This window comes from Rufibacter immobilis (genome assembly GCF_003721565.1).
Classification (GTDB): Bacteria; Bacteroidota; Bacteroidia; order Cytophagales; family Hymenobacteraceae; genus Nibribacter; species Nibribacter immobilis.
Window position 1 is genome coordinate 62,069 of sequence record NZ_RJJE01000009.1, and the last position, 17,169, is coordinate 79,237.

Below are 17,169 nucleotides of genomic sequence, written 5' to 3' on the forward strand. Positions count from 1 at the left end.
TGATGCGTGGTTTGGCGTTTAGCGGCTCCTTTTCTGGAAACAGCCCCAAAATAGAAGTTGTCTCCTGCCCGCAGATTCTCTAATTTCCCGCTCCAACCTACTCAAACAAAATTTATGAAACCAAACTTTTGGCTATGGCTTCTGCTGGTCCTGCTCTGGCCCACGCTGGCGGCCTCTGCGCAGACGCTATCAGACTCGGCGTACATCCGGCAGAACTACGTGAAGACCGAGCACCAGATTGCCATGCGCGACGGCACCAAGCTGTACACCATTGTGTATGCGCCCAAAGACAAAGGCCAGAAATACCCCATCATGCTCAACCGTACGCCTTATTCTATTGGCCCCTACGGCGAAGGGAAGTACAAAACCAGCATGGGGCCGTCTTCAGACATGCTCCGCGAAGGTTACATCTTCGCCTACCAGGACGTGCGCGGCAAGTTCATGAGCGAAGGCGAGTTTGTGAACATGGCGCCCCTGAAAACCAGGAAAGGCAAAAAGGACATTGACGAAAGCACTGATACCTATGACGCCATTGCCTGGCTGGTGAAGAACGTGCCCAACAACAACGGCCGCGTGGGCCAGTGGGGCATCTCGTACCCCGGCTATTACACCACCGTGGGTTTGGTGGGCAGCCACCCCGCGCTTAAGGCATCCTCGCCCCAAGCCCCAGTCACGGACTGGTTCTGGGACGATTTCCACCACCACGGCGCGTTCTTTTTGCCGCACGCTTTTAACTTCCTGTCCAGCTTCGGGCAGCCGCGCCCTCAGCCTTCGCCCACCGGCGCGCCCCGCTTCAACCACGGCACGCCAGACGGCTATGATTTCTTTCTGCGGATGGGGCCTTTGAGCAACGCCAACGCCCTTTACCTCAAAAACAACGTCTCTTTCTGGAACGACCTCATGCAGCACCCCAACTATGACGCGTTCTGGCAGGCCATGAACATACGGCCGCACCTGAAAAACGTGAAGCCGGCCGTGATGGTGGTAGGCGGCTGGTTTGACGCTGAAAACCTCTTCGGGGCACTGGAAACGTATAAAACCATTGAGAAGAACAACCCCAAAGCGTACAACACCATTGTGATGGGCCCCTGGTACCACGGCGGCTGGTCGCGCTCTACCGGCGAAAACCTGGGCAAGGTGTCTTTCCGGCAGAACACCTCTGAGTTCTACCGCCCTAACATAGAAGCCAAGTTCTTCCGGCACTACCTCAAAGGAAACGGTAAAGGCACCCCGGGCCTGCCCGAAGCCTATATGTTCAACACCGGTGCCAACCAGTGGCGCGAGTTTGCCGTGTGGCCCCCCAAAAACACCCAGGAACGCATGCTCTATTTTGGGGCGAACGGAACGCTCAGCTTTGAAAAACCTGCTGCCACAGGCGCAGGCTTTGACGAGTTCATCAGCGACCCCAACAAACCCGTGCCGTTCTCTGAGGAAACCACCGTGGGCATGACCCGCGAGTACATGACCGATGACCAGCGCTTTGCCGGCCGCCGCCCAGACGTGTTGGTGTACCAAACCGAGGTCCTGACGGAGGACATCACCCTGGCCGGGGACATCTTATCGGCGCTACAAGTCTCCACCACCGGCTCAGACGCTGACTGGGTAGTAAAACTGATTGACGTGTACCCCGACTCTGCCCGCCAGAATGCCCACAACCCGGCCAACGTGAAAATGGGCGGTTACCAGCAGATGGTGCGCAGCGAGGTGTTGCGCGGCCGCTTCAGAAACAGTTATGAGAAACCGGAAGCCTTCACGCCTAACCAAGTTACCCCTGTGAATGTACCCTTACAGGATGTGCTCCATACCTTCAAGAAAGGCCACCGCATTATGGTGCAGGTGCAGAGCACGTGGTTCCCGCTGGTAGACCGCAATCCGCAGAAATATGTGCCCAACATTTATGAAGCCAAAGCTGAGGATTTCCAGAAGGCCACCCACCGCGTGTACCACAACGCGCAGCAGCCTTCTTACCTAAAGGTGAAAGTGCTGTAATATAAGCTTTCTTCTTCCCTAAACGCAAAAGCCGCTCTTTCTGTAAAGAGCGGCTTTTGCGTTTAGGGGCTGTTTTTCAAAAAACGGCCTCTAAACAGCGAGTTACTTCGCCCTAGCCAAGCGTACCTTCCTCACAAAGCTGGAAACCGACTCAGGGTTATCAGGAGTTATTACTCCTGTTTCCGGCTGCAGCGGGAAGGAATGGAATTGCAGCACCAATGAATCAGAAGTTAATTTCTCAATCTTATAACGATGCCCGAACAAATACCGCGGCCGGGACGATACCTCCATAAATTCCAGAAAATCGTCTTTTAAGGCCCATTGGAATGTGCGCTCGATCATATCCAAAGGCAAAGCGGCGGAGGCACTGTCTTCCGGTTCCTCCATCCCATCGCGCAAGATTTGAGCCGGCAGGTACGGGTCTTTGAGGGTCAACAGCTTCTCTTGCTGGAACTGCCAAAATAACGTGTCTCCGCCTTCTATTCTATAAGGTGGGTAGTAGGATTGTCCGCTCAAGTCTGGTTTACCGGAAGGGAAACGCAACATTCCTTCGTGTACAGCCACTTTCCATGTGCCATTGAGCAGCGCAGCATCAGGCGAGGGATCCTCTTCTTTCTGGCCGCAGCCCGACAGTGCCAGCGTACACAGCAGTACCTGCCAGTAATTCAACAACAGATTTTTCTTCATGTTAGGAGAAAGGGGGAAATGTTTTTCGTGTTCCAAGTACCCTAAAATTCAGAAGAGATACAAACCTAACAACCTTCTATTTAGGGGCCATTTTAGGAAAAACGGCCCCTAAACGCATCATTCAACCTCATGAAAAAAAAATTAAAAAAATTTCTTCATGAAGCGGTTCTTCATCTTCTCTTCATCTTGACAAAATAGTTTTGGCGCAGTAATCAACAGAACCCGCCTATCATTATGAAGAAAAGTCTCATTGCAGTTTTTGCCCTTCTAGTTGCGGCGCCTGCCTTTGCGCAGTCTACTACGGTGGCAACCAACCCTGAAAACTCGGCCAAAACTACCCACGGCACTACCGTTAGCGCTTCCGCCCAAGCGGAAACCACAGCCGATGGCAAAGGTGAGGTAGTCCGTGAAGCAGCCAGAACCAAACCCGAACGCCGGACAGGCCAGCACGCCCCAACAGAGGAAGCCAAAGCCCGTCGCCAAGCCAGAAAAGAAGCCGCCGCCCAGGAACGGGAAGCGCTGAAACAGAAAACCAAAGAGGATCTGAAAACCAACCACGGAACCCAAGTGAGCGACCTCAGCCGTGAGACCGCCGCGGCGGGCAGAGACAAAGGGCAGTTGGTGAAAGAAACTGCCTCGGCCAAACGCCAGACCCGCGCCGGAAGAGTGGAAACCGGTGCTGCCGCCAAAGTAAGGGTAGCGAAAGAAAACCGCGCCAAAGCTCATCCCAAAGCTCCCCGACCGGTGAAAGTGAACCCCAACGCAGCCGCCAAAGCCCTTAGAAAATAGTCTGTCTACTTCCGTGGCCCCGGCATGGGCCGGAGCCACGGAATCCATCCCTCACCTAACACACACGCACATACCATGAAATTTGTCATCAGCATTTGTTTTGTTTTCAACTGGCTCTTGGCTACCTCTGCCCCGGCGTACGGCACCCCGGAGCGTAAGCTTCAATTTTGTACCTTTACCACCCCTTAAGAACCTGATCTTCCTGCGGGCCCGGCACCCAATTATCGTTTAGGGGCTATTTTTCGTAAAACAGCCAAAAACCAGGGCGCAGGGCTACCGGAGAAGATTAAGTAGAACAGGAAGTGAACCAACTGGAACCGCTTTCTCTTCTAGAATAGTTTTAAGTGTCACAACAGGAATGCGTCTACGCAATATGAAGATATCTTATTTATGGGCCGCCTTGGCTTTGGTGGTCGCGCCGGTGTTCACGCAGCCTTTGCTCGCCAGTAGTCTGGAGAGGGCGGCGGAGGTGCACACGGCGGTAGGGGAAGCCTCGGCGGAAGCCAGGAAATTCTCCTTCCAGGTGCGGCCGCAGAGAGCCAGCCGACAGGCTGCCCGGCAGACCGTGAAACCGCAGCGGCAGGAAGTAAAGAAGGTGGCGCCGGCCAAACGGCAGGTGAAGCCCCAGAAGATCTTCGGGGCGGGCCGTCCCCAGAGTGCGGCCCGGCCGGGCAGAGGCGCCGGCAGAAGCAGCATCAAATTGCCCGCTAACGCAGGGAAAGGAAACAAAGCCGCACGGCCCGTAAAAGTGGGCGGAGGATTGCGGCCTTTCAAAGTAGGCAAACATTGATCGCCTCTGCTGGCTTGCCCCGCGGAGCAGATAAACCCATATTTCCCGCGTCACTACACACTGGCCTATGACACACCTATACTTGCTCAGATGAAAAAATTGTTTGGATTCTGTTCTTTATTGGCCTTCTCCCTGGCTTTTTCGGCGGCCGCCGCCCCCAAGGGAAAGCCCACTCCTATCACCGCCCCGGGCAAAGACCCCGAAAAACGGAAAGCCTGGTTAACGGTGGGCCTGGAAACCGCTAACAACGCCTCGTTCTTCGGGCGCAACACGTATGAGCAGTACCCATATGTGGCGGCTTCTCTTACCTATACCCACGTGTCGGGGCTGTTTGTCTCGGCTATGTCTTACCAGCTTTTTGACACCGAGGACTTCATTGACGAGACTGATGTGTCTATTGGCTACAGCTATACCCTTGGCGAGAAGTTTGACGGGCAGGTGAGCTATTCGCACTTTTTCTTCGGGGCCAACACGCCGCTGGTAAAGTCCGTGACCTCCAACGCGGTCAGCGCCTCCGGTAACTATGACTGGAATTACCTGTTCACTGGGCTTACGGTGAGCTATATCTTTGGGGGCAGCAGTGACTTGTTCACCGTCCTGGACAACTCCCGCTACATTCCGCTCCAGAAACTCTGGAAAGGGAAAAACCCGGTGGGCATTGATCCCAAGTTCAGCATTATTGCCGGTACCCAGGAGTTCGCCGAGACCCATACCGTGGTGGTGCAGAACCGCAAGCGGCTGCTGGAGTTACTGCTAGACCCCTGGAAGAACGGTAACGGCAAAGGAAATGGCAAGGGAAACGGGAACGGCCAAACCACCACCACTACTACCACCAACACCACCAAGCGGTTCAGGGTGCTCAATTACTCCATCACGGTGCCGCTGGTCTTCAGCCTGTACAACATTGACATTGAACCTGCCTACAGATTCTCGGTTCCGGTGAACAAGCTGGAAGGCGATGAGTCTGAGGCCCAATCTTTTGTTTCCTTAAATCTAAGCTATACGTTCTAACGTTACTCCTCCTCTCCCATGCACATTCTCATTGTAGAAGACGAAACTGGTCTGGCCACGGAACTCATGCACTTTCTGGCGCAGGAGCATTATGTCTGTGACTGGGCCTCCAACGGCCGCGAAGCCTCAGAGAAGGTTGCCGTAAACCGCTATGACTTTATCCTGCTGGACCTGGGCCTGCCCGACTATGACGGCCTGGACCTGCTCAAAGAAATAAAAAGCACTGACTATGACCCCGCCATCATCATTCTCACGGCGCGGGGTGCCCTGGAAGACCGCATCAAAGGACTGGGCCTGGGGGCCGATGATTACCTCCCCAAACCGTTCTCCCTCCTGGAGTTGCAGGCCCGCATGCAGGCGGTGCTGCGCCGCAAATTCAAATTGCAGTCTTCCTCCGTCATGTTCCACGGCTTTGAGATGGACAGCAGCTCCCGGCGCGTGATGCACGGCCACCATGAGATTGTGCTCACCAAAAAGGAGTTTGACATTCTGCACTACCTGCTCCTGCACAAGAACCGCATCTTAACCCGCCTGCAACTCACGGAGCACATCTGGGGCAATATTCTGGAAGATGACTATGACTCCAACTACATAGACGTGCACATCAAAAACCTGCGCAAGAAACTCTCTACCTACGCCTCCACTGACTGGCTGGAAACCGTGCGCGGCGTAGGCTATAGAATAGCGATCTAACATGCGGCTCCAAACCAAACTGGCGCTGTTCAGCGCGGCCTCTAAGGTCATCGTTCTGCTCCTGCTCATTCTGGGTTTGCCCAAACTGGTGAACACCGTGGCCCTGCACAACGCAGACGCCCGCCTCCAGCTCAAGGAGGAGAAGATGTACCAGATCATTGAAGACCAGGGCATAGAATCCTTCATCACGGAGGAAGACGGCAACGCCTACGGCAGCTACAACCTGTTCAGGGAGGAGTTCATCTCCCTGGAGGAAATCAACTCTGGCAAGGTGGTGAACAGCATTGAGAACAGCCTGCGCAAAGTGGAGAATGAGGTGGTGCGGTATCGGGTATTGTCCTCCACCTTTGACCTGGGCGGCAAGCGGTACCTCTTGGAGATTGGCCGTTCCCTGGCTACCATTGAGAACAACAGCAAAACCCTGCAAAAATACGCGCTCTACGTGCTGGCGGCGGTGGTGCTGCTCACGGTTTTCACAGACCTTGCCTTCAGCAAGATTCTGCTGCGCCCGCTCAATCTCATTATGAAACGCCTGCAGCGCGTGGAGCATCCCAGTTCCTTCACGCCCAAGAAACTCAACACCACCACCCAGGACTTCCTCTACCTCAATGACACCATCAACTCCATGATGGGGCAGATACAGGAGGCGTTCCAGAAAGAGAAAGAGTTTATCGGGAATGTGTCGCATGAGCTGCTCACACCGGTCTCTATTCTGCAAAACCGGCTGGAGAACCTCCTCGCCGACCCGGAAACGCCCGAATCGCAGCTGGAGAAACTGGTAGACAACCTGCGCACCCTGCACCGGCTCAAGAACATCATTCAGGCGCTGCTGCTCGTCTCCCGCATTGAGAACGAACAGTACCTGCGTAATGAAAGTGTAGACATTCCGCAGTTGGCCCAGGAAGTGGCCGAGGAGATAAAGGAACGCGCCGAGGCCCGCGAGGTAAGCCTGGAAGTAGACTTGAAAGGCGATTTCACCCTCGGCAAAGCCAACCAGTCTTTGCTCTTCACCATGTTCTTCAACGTGGTGAACAACGCCATCAAGTACAACAAACCCGAAGGCACAATCACCCTGACGGGGCGCTCCCTGCCCACCGGCTACGAGCTCTGCGTCACCGATACGGGCGTGGGCATACCCGCCGAGAACCTGCCGCACATCTTCAGCCGGTTCAAGCGGTTGCACGCCCCAGACGGCGAGAGCCACGGCCTGGGCCTCACCATTGTGAAAACCATTGCCACCTTCCACCAGATTGACCTGAGCGTAGAATCGGTGCTGGGGCAGGGCAGCACGTTCCGGTTCAGGTTCCCGGCCTAAGGTTTTGCGTTTAGGGGCTGTTTTTCAAAAAAGAGCCCCTAAACGCAATTGCCCGGCACCACTTGTGCGCCCCGTGCGTATCTCCTTACTTTGGGTCTTCACTAAACTTGAACCACATGAACATAGGATTTATAGGATTGGGCATTATGGGCAGCCGCATGGCCGCCAACCTGCAAAAAGCGGGGCATAACCTGGTGGTCTACAACCGCACCGCCCAAAAAGCCGAGGCATTGGTCGCCAAGGGCGCTACCCTGGCTTCAACCCCAGAGGAAGTGGGCAAACAGTGCCGTGTCATCTTCACCATGCTGGCCACCCCAGACGCCGTGGAGGAAGCCGCCCTGGGCCAGCACGGTTTCCTGAAGGAAATGCCCGGCAATTCCCTCTGGATTGATTCCAGCACCGTGAATCCCTCCTTTAGCGTGCGCATGGCCAAGGCCGCCCAGAAAATGGGCCATCGGTTCCTGGACGCGCCCGTGTCGGGCTCACTGAAACCCGCCGAGACGGGCCAACTGGTGTTTCTGGTGGGCGGCGCTGCCCAAGACCTGCAGGAAGTGCGCCCGTTGCTGGATGCCATGGGCAAAGACGTGCTCCACATTGGTGACCACGGGCAGGGCTCAAGCATGAAAATAGTGAACAACATGCTCTTTGGGCAGATCATGGGGGCTTTCGCCGAAGCGCTGAAACTGGGCACTTCTCTGGGTATTACCGAGGAAACGCTGTGCCAGACTTTGCTCAACGGCCCCGGCGGCGCGCCTTTCCTCAAACTCAAACAGGAAAAACTCCTTACCCGCGACTTCTCCCCCGAGTTCCCGCTGGAGTGGCTGCACAAAGACCTGCATCTGGCCGGGGTTACCGCCTATGAGCAAGGCATTGCGTTACCAACCCTGCATACCGTGAAAGAAGTCTTTGCCATGGCCAAACAAGCCGGACTGGGCGAACAGGATTTCTCGGCGGTATATGACTTCATCAACCCCACTAAGTAAATCTTTCCGTTTAGGGGCTGTTTTTGGAAAAAGAGCCCCTAAACGGAAATCAGATCAAATCCTGTAGGTGCAGCGTGGTTTCAAAGGACTTATAATTGCGGCTCACCTTAAGTACTAATCGCCGCCCCGGCGCATTCTGGAACTGGTCCAGCACCTCTACCAGCGTCTTCTCCATGCACCTCACCCCATTGATGCTCAGGAGGGCATCGCCGGCCGCCAGGCCCGCGCGCTCGGCCGGGGAGTTGGGCAGCACGTGCGAAATGGTGTAGAAATTGAACCCTGGTATTGGGCTGATGAGCTCCAACCCGCTCAGGTTGTAATAGAATGGCTTTTTGAACTTGTGGTTGGGCCTGAGCAGCATGCGGCCATTGTGGTAATCAAACACCACCCTGAAACGTTGCAGCACATCGGCGCCTAAGTTTCCGTTGCGGTTGTTCAGCCCCAGCGCGTACCGGATAGACATGCTGTCTGGGAAGGAAGTGGGCGGCTTTTCAAGAATGTATTCTCCCAGATGCAGCGCCTCCAAACGCCCGATTTCGCCGTGAATGTCGCCGTTCAGGCCACGCCCTAAAAAGGCTTCAATGCGCCGCTCGGGCAACTTGGCTTGGGGCAGCGTGGGCGGGTACAATAGCATGGACGTGCTCATGCCGCTGTCCACAATGAGCCGGAGGGGGTACTTGCGCTGGTCTGGGAATGCGACCTGCACCTGCACGTAGGGCTTGGCATCTTCTATGGTCAGCGGTATTACGGTGCATTTCTTGGCTTTTTTGGCGGGGTATTTATCTGGTTTATACAGCGTAAGGACTTTGCGGGCGTAGTCAATCTCCACCACAAAGGCATTGAAAAGCGGGTACCCGATGATGCCGTTCACCTCAATGCCCAGCCGGGTGGAAAGGTTGAAGATGTTCTCCTCCAGTACCAACACTTTCTGGTTGGTGGCCTCCACCCCCGCAAAACTCATCCTGTTCCCCGACGACAGCATGGCCTGGATGCCCGCCCCCTTGCCCAGCCCCCGCAGGTACAGGCGCTCAATGTTGTTGAGGGCAATAGTGTCAAACAGCCCCAGTTCCATGAGAAGCGTGCGGTCTACTCCGGTGTCAACCACAAAATTGAGGGATTTGGAGTTGTTGATCTGCACCGGAATGATGACCAGGTTGTGCACCAACTGGAACGGGATGGCCACTTTCTTGCGCCCGAACTTAAACTTGAGCCCGTCTTCCTCTATTGGCAGCACCCGCCCCGTTTCCTGCGCAAAGGCCCCAAAGGGCAACAGCAAGCCCAGCAAAAAGAACAACTTCGTTAAAAACCGCTTTAGCTGAAGTTTTCCCATGACTGTTGACTCTGTCTGAGTAAGTTAGGAAATTATTCAGGAAAAGTAAAGAGGCCCCTCAACAGACCTTTCCAGCGTTTTTGCACGCACGCAGCCAGCTTTTCCGGCGAAAAAATCGGCTAAAAATCTCTCAAGAGGGCTTTCCGGCGCCGGGCCTCACCTTTGCCTATGGTAGCCGTTTTGCGTTTAGCGGCTTTTTTTCAGAAAACAGGCGCTAAACGCATTATTTCTTTTTCCTAACTTGCCCCGGGACGGCGGACAAGGCAGACACCGTCCGTACCGCCCCGTTTTACTTTTATTGTCATTCCATGAACGACTCACTTTACCAACAATTGATAGAACAGGTGTTTGGCCCGGAGGAGACCGACATCAGCACCGAACTGGCCCCGCTGTACCGCGAACTGGAAAATGTCCTGCGCGAAGCCCGCCCCGGCCGCAAAAGCCAGGAGGAGGTAAGCTACCGGTTTGAGCGCCTGCGCCTGGGCTTGGGCATCAGTTTGCTGCAACTGCTCACAGATCTGGGCGGCGATGAGGAAAGTCTGCAGGTACGCGAACTGCTGCAGGAGGCGCTTCAGGCTCCGTCTGTGAAGGCCATAGACCAGGCCATCCAGAAGAAAGGCTATGTGTTTGAAGACCTCTTCACTGATCTGTACGTGAATACTGACGCGGAGCTGGTGCTGGCTTTGTTTGAGGAAACCCTCAACGCCTCCAGCAAAGAGGAAACCGATGAGCTCATTGACCGCGCCCTCAGCCTGGCCGAAGACCTGGAGTTCCACCCCGGCGATGCCGAGGATGGGCCCGAGGAATAAGCGCCTGCGCTGCTTTTGACACCTGCCGCAATGGAGATCACGCTCACTACCCCTGCCCTGCTGTTTCCGGCGCTCTCCCTGCTGCTGCTGGCCTTCACCAACCGGTTCATGTCCCTGGCCAAGCTCATCCGTGACCTGAAACACATCTACAAGACCAACCAGAGTCACCTCATTTACGGTCAAATCCAGAACCTGCGCACCCGGCTCATCCTTATTAGAAACATGCAGGCGGTGGGCATTGCCAGCATGTTTTCCTGCGTGCTGTGCATGTTCATGGTGTACGCGGGCTGGCAGACGGCCGGTAAGATTGTGTTTGGGGCGGGGCTGGTGTTGCTCATGGTGTCCATGGCGCTCTCTTTGTGGGAGATCCAGATTTCGGTGAGGGCGCTGGAACTGGAGCTAAGCGATCTGGAGCACAAAGAAGATGCATCGCCCACGCGTGCCTCCTCTTAAAGTATCATAGAACCCGCCGGTGCGTTTAGGGGCTCTTTTTCCAAAAACAGCCCCTAAACGAACCGGCGGGTTCCCACAGGATGGAGAGGTTCCTTTTCAGTTTCTACGGAGTCTAAATCAGCTTTCTCTTACACTTTCGGGCCCTGCCCAGAACCGGCCCAATATCAGAAAATTACCCTATTTACACGATTACCACCGGAAGAACTATTGTTGCTGGGTTCCTCTTTATACCTTTGCTTTTTTATTGAGAAGAAACCTTCATGCCTACTACTAACCCGCGTCAGATTTCTATAGCAGACTTCACCTATTCTTTGCCGGAGGAAAAGATTGCCCAATATCCGCTGGAGAACAGAGACCAGTCTAAACTTTTGCTCTACAAGAACGGACGCATTTCAGACGCACAGTTCAAAGAGCTTCCTTCTTTGCTGCCCCCGCAGTCTTTGCTGGTGTTCAATGACACCAAAGTAGTACAGGCCCGCCTCCGGTTCCAGAAACCCACGGGCGGCGTAATTGAGCTTTTCTGCCTGGAGCCGCTAGACCCCGTGAGGGAGGTACAGCAGGCCATGCAACAGACCTATTCCGTTATCTGGAAGTGTCTGGTGGGCAACAACAAGCGCTGGCGCGAAGGCCGTTTGGAGATGCCTTTGGGGCCATACCCTTCAGACGGTTCCTTGTGGGCTGAGCGCCTGGCTCCCGCCGAGGAAGGTTTTGCCATCCACTTCACCTGGTCGCCGGGGAATAAGACATTCGCCGAGATTCTGGAACTGGCCGGTATGCTCCCGCTGCCTCCGTACATGAACCGTGACGTCCAGGAGTCTGACCAGGAACGATACCAGACGGTGTACGCCTCAGAGGCCGGCGCAGTGGCCGCCCCCACTGCCGGGCTGCACTTCACCCCTTCGGTCCTGCAACAACTCTCCGCCCAGGGGCACCAGCAGGGCTTTGTCACCTTGCACGTGGGAGCCGGCACCTTCAAACCCGTTAAGTCTGACTTGATGGAGTACCACTACATGCACGGGGAACAGCTTTCGGTGAGCAGGGCTTTCCTGGAGCAGCTGTTGCACCACGGAACTAAACCAGTGATTGCGGTAGGCACCACCTCCATGCGTACCCTGGAAAGCCTCTACTGGCTGGGAACCGGCCTCTCTTTAGGGCTGCTTCCGCAGGAAGGCGAAGAACTCACCGTTCCCCAGTGGTTTCCGTATGACGTGCGTACCACGCTCTCTGTACAGGAAGCCATAGAAGCCCTGCTACAGTACCTGGACACACAGCGCCTCACGCACCTACAGGCTACTACCCGCATCCTCATTGCCCCCGGCTATCAGTTTAAGATCTGCAACGGGCTGGTCACCAACTTCCACCAGCCCCAGAGCACCCTGCTGCTGCTGGTTTCCGCTTTGATTGGTTCTACCTGGCAAAAGGTGTACAAACACGCCCTGGCCAACAACTACCGTTTTTTGAGCTACGGAGACAGTTCACTTCTGCTGCCGTGACCTCACATTAAATACACATACTCAACCCCTAGAAACAGAAACGGGAGGCAGATCTGCCTCCCGTTTCTGTTTCTAGGGAACTCTATCAATACCCCCTATTCTGAGGGGCAAGATTTGGATTGGTTTCTATCTGTTGCAGCGGAATTGGCCATAGATCCCGGAAAGTATTGTCAAGATCAGTGCCTGAAGCAGGACAGAAATCTAATACTTCACAGGTAAGGTTATAGCGTTTTAGATCCATGAAGCGCATTCCCTCAAACGCGAATTCATACCTGCGCTGGGTTAGAATTTCCTGAAGCGCATCTTCATTGGTGGAAGGCGCTGCCTCTGATAAACCTGCGCGGTTACGGATAGCATTGATGTCATCAATGACTGCCCTAGACGGAGCTGCCCCGGCAGCGGCCATACGGGCATTGGCCTCCGCACGGATTAAATACATTTCGGCCAGCCGAATTATGGGCACGTTGTCGCCGTTGTTGATCACATCATTGTACTTCCTGATTTTGACCACCTCGTACTGAGGATCAAAAATAACACTTGACTCCAGGCGGGTATCTCCTTCATCGGCCGAGGCCACCAGTTCATCATAGAAATCAAAGTCAACGTAAAAGCGTTGTCCCAAGGAGCCGGGAGCCGCCGAAGAAGATGCCAGCGCATTTTGATCATCTCGGCTGAAAGCTAATTCAAAGATCACTTCTTCTGTACTGGCATCCTGGGTGTTGCCCGTGGTGGAGAAAATGTCCCTGAAGTTGTTGGCGAGACGATATGGCCCGTTGTTGATCACAAGATTTGCCCTGTCTGCGGCCTGGCCCCATTTGCCCTGTTGCAGGTAAACCCTAGCTAGGAGTGCGGTGGCGGCCAAACCCGAAGCAGCATAAGGTTGCTGTGGATTTTCTGTTCCGGCAAGGCTTGTTTCTGCCTCTCTGAGGTCTTGCTCAATCAGGGCATAAACTTCGGCCTCCGTACTTCTTCCCTCACTCTGCACCTCATCAGGATTGGTAGGTACCCGTGTTATAATTGGTACTCCCCCAAACACCTTCACCAGATCAAAATAGGCTAATGCTCTCAGAAATTTGGCTTCTCCTGTAAAGGCGGCTTTCTCTTCTGGGGATAGGCTCTCTAAGGCTTCTACAGATTGAATAACCCAGTTGGCTCTTCCTATGGCGGTATAGATACTTCCCCATGTATCTGCAATCTGTAAGTTACTGGGGTTTATCCGGCGGTTCCCAATCTCAGCGTGGGTGGTGAAGGTACCGTCAAAGTAGAGGTTATCGGCGTACAAGTCCTGGTAGAACAAATATGCCAGGCCATAGTAGTCGCTTGATTGGAAGGCGCTGTAGATTCCCTGGACCGCTCGTGCGGCTGAGTTGGCGTCTGTGATGGCCTCATTCATCTCAATGCCGTTGTTGGGCTCAACATCTAAGATATTGTCACACCCTGTAGAGAACACATTCATTCCCACGGCAAGGCAAATCATGTATAGATACTTTTTCATAGGTCTGCTATAATCCAATGTTAACACCAAATGTGATGGTTCTTGCCTGCGGGAAGGTGTAGAAATCTACTCCCAGCGTAGTATTTGAGGTACCGGAGAAATTGACCTCCGGGTCAAACCCAGGATAATCGGTCCAGGTGACCAGGTTCTGGGCCTGCACGTACAGGCGCACGCTCCTCAGTTTCAAAGGCGAGATCAAAGTGGTAGGCAACGTGTACCCCAGCATCAGGTTCTTCAGCCTGACATAGGAGCCATCATAAATAAAACGGTCCTGGTTGCTGCGGTTATTGTCATTCTCATCGCGCACAATGGCCCGGGGTACGTCTGTGACATCTCCCTCCTGCTGCCAGCGGTTCTTCACCAAAGCGAGCATATTGTCATCCAAGAAATTGGCTCCCAAATGTTGCTGGTACTGCATAGCAGGGTTTGCGATTTCATTGCCCACTGAGAATTGGAAAAAAGCCATGAGGTCAAATCCTCTGAAGGAGAAATTGTTGGTAAGCCCCCCAACAAAATCTGGTTGGGCGTTGCCAATAATGGTCAAATCATCATCCGTGATTCTGCCGTCCCCGCTTATATCCCGGAAATTGACATCTCCAGCCTGGGTGTCTATGATGCCGTTTCTGTTGGCGTCCACGGCTCTGGAGGCCGGCACATCTGCATTGGTGGAAAAGATACCATCAGTTTTAAAGCCATAGAATGTACCAATGGGCTCTCCCTCCCGCAATACCAGAGAATTGCCGCCAAACCCGTAGAAAATGTCCTGGCCTTGGTACAACTCCTTTACCTCATTGCGGTTAAAGGAAATATTGAAGTCTGTTGACCAGGTAAAGCCTTTGTTCTCTGAGGTGAAATTGACTGTGTTCAAAGAGACTTCAAACCCTTGGTTCTTGACACTGCCAATGTTGGAAAAATAAGCCCCGAAGCCGCTTTGGGTGGGTACCGGCCGGGCGAACAATAGGTCTTCTGTATTCTTGATGTAATAGTCTAGGGCCAAATTAACCCGGTTACTGAACAGCCCCAGATCTACCCCTGCATTGAACTGTCTGGTTTCCTCCCATTTCAGTTCTGGGTTACCTAGTTGCGTGAAGGCAAAACCGGGTCTGTCTGCGTAAGGGGCGGCAGTCACTAGATTCAGATATGCAAAATCCCCAATCTCCTGGTTTCCGGTAATGCCATAGCTGGCCCGCAGTTTCAGTTCGCTCAGGGCTGGTATTTCTGGCATGAATGGTTCTTCCAGCACACGCCACCCCGCCGAGACAGAGGGAAAGAATCCGTACCGGTTATCAGGTCCAAAGCGGCTGGATCCGTCTGCCCTAAAATTCACCCCAATAAGATATCTATCCAGTAAATTAAGGTTTGCCCTACCAAACGCTGAAACAAGGGAGGCCGGAACCAAAAGGTTGCTGCCCGCATTGATTCTGGTAGCACTGCCTATAAACCGGAAGCTCCCTCCTGGGTAACCTTCTCCGGTTACCGTGGTCACATCACGGGTGTTTTTCTCTGTAGAGGCACCTACGAGTAAACTCAAGTTACTGGTAGTGCCAAAGTCTAACCTATAATCAAGGGTAGCTTCTAGTAGCCGTTTGGTGATGGAAGAAGAGGTTCTGGTGGCTGAGCCTTCAGCGGATTGGGCTGCACTGCCTGGATAATTATTGGCCGTGTAGACCCGCTCTCCTAAGTTGAGCACATCTACCCCTCCCCTAAGATTCAACGTCAACTTGGGCAGGATTTTATAGGTGGCGGTCGCGTTGGCCAACGTCCGGAAGTTGGTGTTTACCGCATCATTCTCTCTGCCTTCTGCCACCGGGTTGGTGTAGTAATAGTTGGGTTGGGTATAGGTGCCATCTTCATAATACACCGGCCAGATGGGCGAAGACGCCTGTGCATTGGCAAAGGGGCCTACCACCGTGTTGTCTCCCACTATCCGGTTGTTTTCGGCACGGCTTATCTGCAAACCCGCACTGAAAGACAACTTTTCATTGTACGTATGGTCCAGATTCAATCGGCCTGAATACCGCTGGTACCTGCTTCCGATGATGATTCCCTGCTGGTCAAAGTAATTGCCCGAGAGATAATACCGGGTTTTCAGATCACCGCCGCTCACCGACAGTTCATAACTGCTGATGGCTGCGTTGTCCCGGGTTACTTGATCTATCCAATCTGTATTGGTAGGTTCAAAATCCACACCGCCATAATAGTAATCCAGAAAATCTTCAAAGGTGGCTCCAGGATCAAGCCGCCCGTCATTGACATACGCTTCGGTCATGATCTCGGCGTATTCATCGGCGTTTAGGTAATCGGGCTTCCGCCACATATTTTGAATGCCGTAATAAGCATTGATGTTAGCGGTCGTTTTATTGGCTCTCCCCCGTTTAGTAGTGATTAAGACAACTCCGTTGGCAGCCCGCGAACCATAGATGGCCGCCGCAGAGGCGTCTTTCAGAATGTCCATTGATTCTATATCGGCGGGGTTCAAGTCTGAGAGGGCGTTCACACCCTGCCCACCAAAATCTATCTGCGAAAAATCGCCGGTAGTGAGTGGCACCCCGTCTACCACGTACAAAGGCTGGTTACTGGCCGAAATGGAGCTGGCTCCCCTAATTCTCACAGACACTCCCCCACCTGGCGTACCAGAGTTCTGAGAAATCTGGACACCGGCGGCACGCCCCTGTAAGGCTTGGTCCACCCCTACCACGGGTACATTCTCAATGGCTTCAGCGGTCACCTTGGCTGTGGCACCGGTCACTTCTCGCCTTTCCTGGGTACCATACCCTACTACCACTACCTCTCCCAAGCTTCTAGTGGACTCTGCTAATTGGACATCAACCGTAGTATTGGTGCCTACTGTTGCTTCACGGGTATCAAACCCTAGGTAAGTGAAGGTGAGGGTAGCTGGGGTAGGGACACTTAACTCATACCGACCGTTGGCATCAGTGCTGGTTCCGGTGGTAGTACCTTTGACCACCACACTTACACCAGGTAAGGGAGTTCCATCTGTGGCAGAGGTCACCCTACCGGAGATGATTCTGTTTTGGGCTTGTGCAGTATAATGCAGTACGCTCAGCAAAACAGCGAATAGAAGTATCAGTCTTTTCATGCACTAGAAGGGTTAGAGTTAATTAATAAAGGATTTATTTCTTCACTGGTAACACAGAACTTAACTTTACTAGGTGCAATTTTTTATGTTATACGTTCTATTACACAGGAAGTATATAGAAAGGACTTAATCTTTAGATAAAGTATTTAAATGAAAAAAGGCTTTGAATAACTGAAGTGTCAAAGGAAGAAGAGACGGCTAAAATTGCATAATGCAGAAGACATCCTATGGT

Annotated in this window: 14 protein-coding genes; 10 read left to right on the top strand and 4 right to left on the bottom strand. The window is 53.5% G+C overall.

Translation table 11 applies throughout. From position 1 onward, the window contains the following. Positions 1-114: 114 nt before the first annotated feature. Entirely contained in the window at positions 115-1,989 is a 1,875-nt protein-coding gene (locus EFA69_RS07555; RefSeq protein WP_123132496.1) for a CocE/NonD family hydrolase, read from the top strand. A 102-nt stretch (positions 1,990-2,091) separates the two neighbouring features. Here the strand turns inward: EFA69_RS07555 and EFA69_RS07560 are convergent, their stop codons facing one another. Next, the gene (locus tag EFA69_RS07560) at positions 2,092-2,676 is read right to left on the bottom strand and encodes a hypothetical protein (protein ID WP_123132497.1); all 585 of its coding nucleotides are present in this window, start codon (positions 2,674-2,676) and stop codon (positions 2,092-2,094) included. Between the two features lie 234 nt (positions 2,677-2,910). Here EFA69_RS07560 and EFA69_RS07565 point away from each other — a divergent pair, with 234 nt between their 5' ends. The 6 genes from EFA69_RS07565 to EFA69_RS07590 all read left to right on the top strand — a co-directional run bounded on the left by EFA69_RS07565 (position 2,911) and on the right by EFA69_RS07590 (position 8,257). After that, positions 2,911-3,465, top strand: a complete 555-nt coding sequence (locus tag EFA69_RS07565; RefSeq protein ID WP_123132498.1) for a hypothetical protein — start codon at positions 2,911-2,913, stop codon at positions 3,463-3,465. Between the two features lie 373 nt (positions 3,466-3,838). Further along, the gene (locus EFA69_RS07570) at positions 3,839-4,255 is read left to right on the top strand and encodes a hypothetical protein (RefSeq protein WP_148041295.1); all 417 of its coding nucleotides are present in this window, start codon (positions 3,839-3,841) and stop codon (positions 4,253-4,255) included. Positions 4,256-4,345: 90 nt separating this feature from the next. After that, complete coding sequence (locus EFA69_RS07575) at positions 4,346-5,266, top strand: hypothetical protein (RefSeq protein WP_148041296.1); 921 nt, start codon at positions 4,346-4,348, stop codon at positions 5,264-5,266. A gap of 18 nt (positions 5,267-5,284) precedes the next feature. Continuing rightward, a complete protein-coding gene (locus EFA69_RS07580; RefSeq protein ID WP_123132501.1) occupies positions 5,285-5,959 on the top strand; it encodes a response regulator transcription factor in 675 nt (224 codons plus the stop codon). Position 5,960: 1 nt separating this feature from the next. Further along, a complete protein-coding gene (locus tag EFA69_RS07585; protein ID WP_123132502.1) occupies positions 5,961-7,274 on the top strand; it encodes a sensor histidine kinase in 1,314 nt (437 codons plus the stop codon). Positions 7,275-7,381: 107 nt separating this feature from the next. Next, on the top strand, positions 7,382-8,257 hold the full coding sequence (locus tag EFA69_RS07590) for an NAD(P)-dependent oxidoreductase (RefSeq protein WP_262696977.1): 876 nt from the start codon (positions 7,382-7,384) through the stop codon (positions 8,255-8,257). 49 nt (positions 8,258-8,306) lie between these two features. Here the strand turns inward: EFA69_RS07590 and EFA69_RS07595 are convergent, their stop codons facing one another. Further along, the gene (locus EFA69_RS07595; protein WP_123132504.1) at positions 8,307-9,587 is read right to left on the bottom strand and encodes a retropepsin-like aspartic protease; all 1,281 of its coding nucleotides are present in this window, start codon (positions 9,585-9,587) and stop codon (positions 8,307-8,309) included. 308 nt (positions 9,588-9,895) lie between these two features. Here EFA69_RS07595 and EFA69_RS07600 point away from each other — a divergent pair, with 308 nt between their 5' ends. The 3 genes from EFA69_RS07600 (at position 9,896) to EFA69_RS07610 (ending at position 12,342) form a co-directional block, all read left to right on the top strand. After that, positions 9,896-10,396 (top strand): hypothetical protein, encoded by a 501-nt coding sequence (locus EFA69_RS07600; protein ID WP_148041297.1) that lies wholly within the window; start codon positions 9,896-9,898, stop codon positions 10,394-10,396. Between the two features lie 15 nt (positions 10,397-10,411). Then, entirely contained in the window at positions 10,412-10,849 is a 438-nt protein-coding gene (locus EFA69_RS07605) for a DUF2721 domain-containing protein (RefSeq protein WP_317125625.1), read from the top strand. Between the two features lie 260 nt (positions 10,850-11,109). Further along, positions 11,110-12,342 carry an S-adenosylmethionine:tRNA ribosyltransferase-isomerase gene (locus tag EFA69_RS07610; protein ID WP_123132507.1) on the top strand — a complete coding sequence of 411 codons (1,233 nt, stop codon included), beginning with the start codon at positions 11,110-11,112 and terminating at the stop codon, positions 12,340-12,342. 85 nt (positions 12,343-12,427) lie between these two features. Here the strand turns inward: EFA69_RS07610 and EFA69_RS07615 are convergent, their stop codons facing one another. Next, positions 12,428-13,837: a RagB/SusD family nutrient uptake outer membrane protein gene (locus EFA69_RS07615; protein WP_123132508.1), complete on the bottom strand. Its 1,410-nt coding sequence runs from the start codon at positions 13,835-13,837 to the stop codon at positions 12,428-12,430. 7 nt (positions 13,838-13,844) lie between these two features. Then, positions 13,845-16,937, bottom strand: a complete 3,093-nt coding sequence (locus EFA69_RS07620; RefSeq protein ID WP_123132509.1) for a SusC/RagA family TonB-linked outer membrane protein — start codon at positions 16,935-16,937, stop codon at positions 13,845-13,847. Positions 16,938-17,169: the final 232 nt, after the last annotated feature.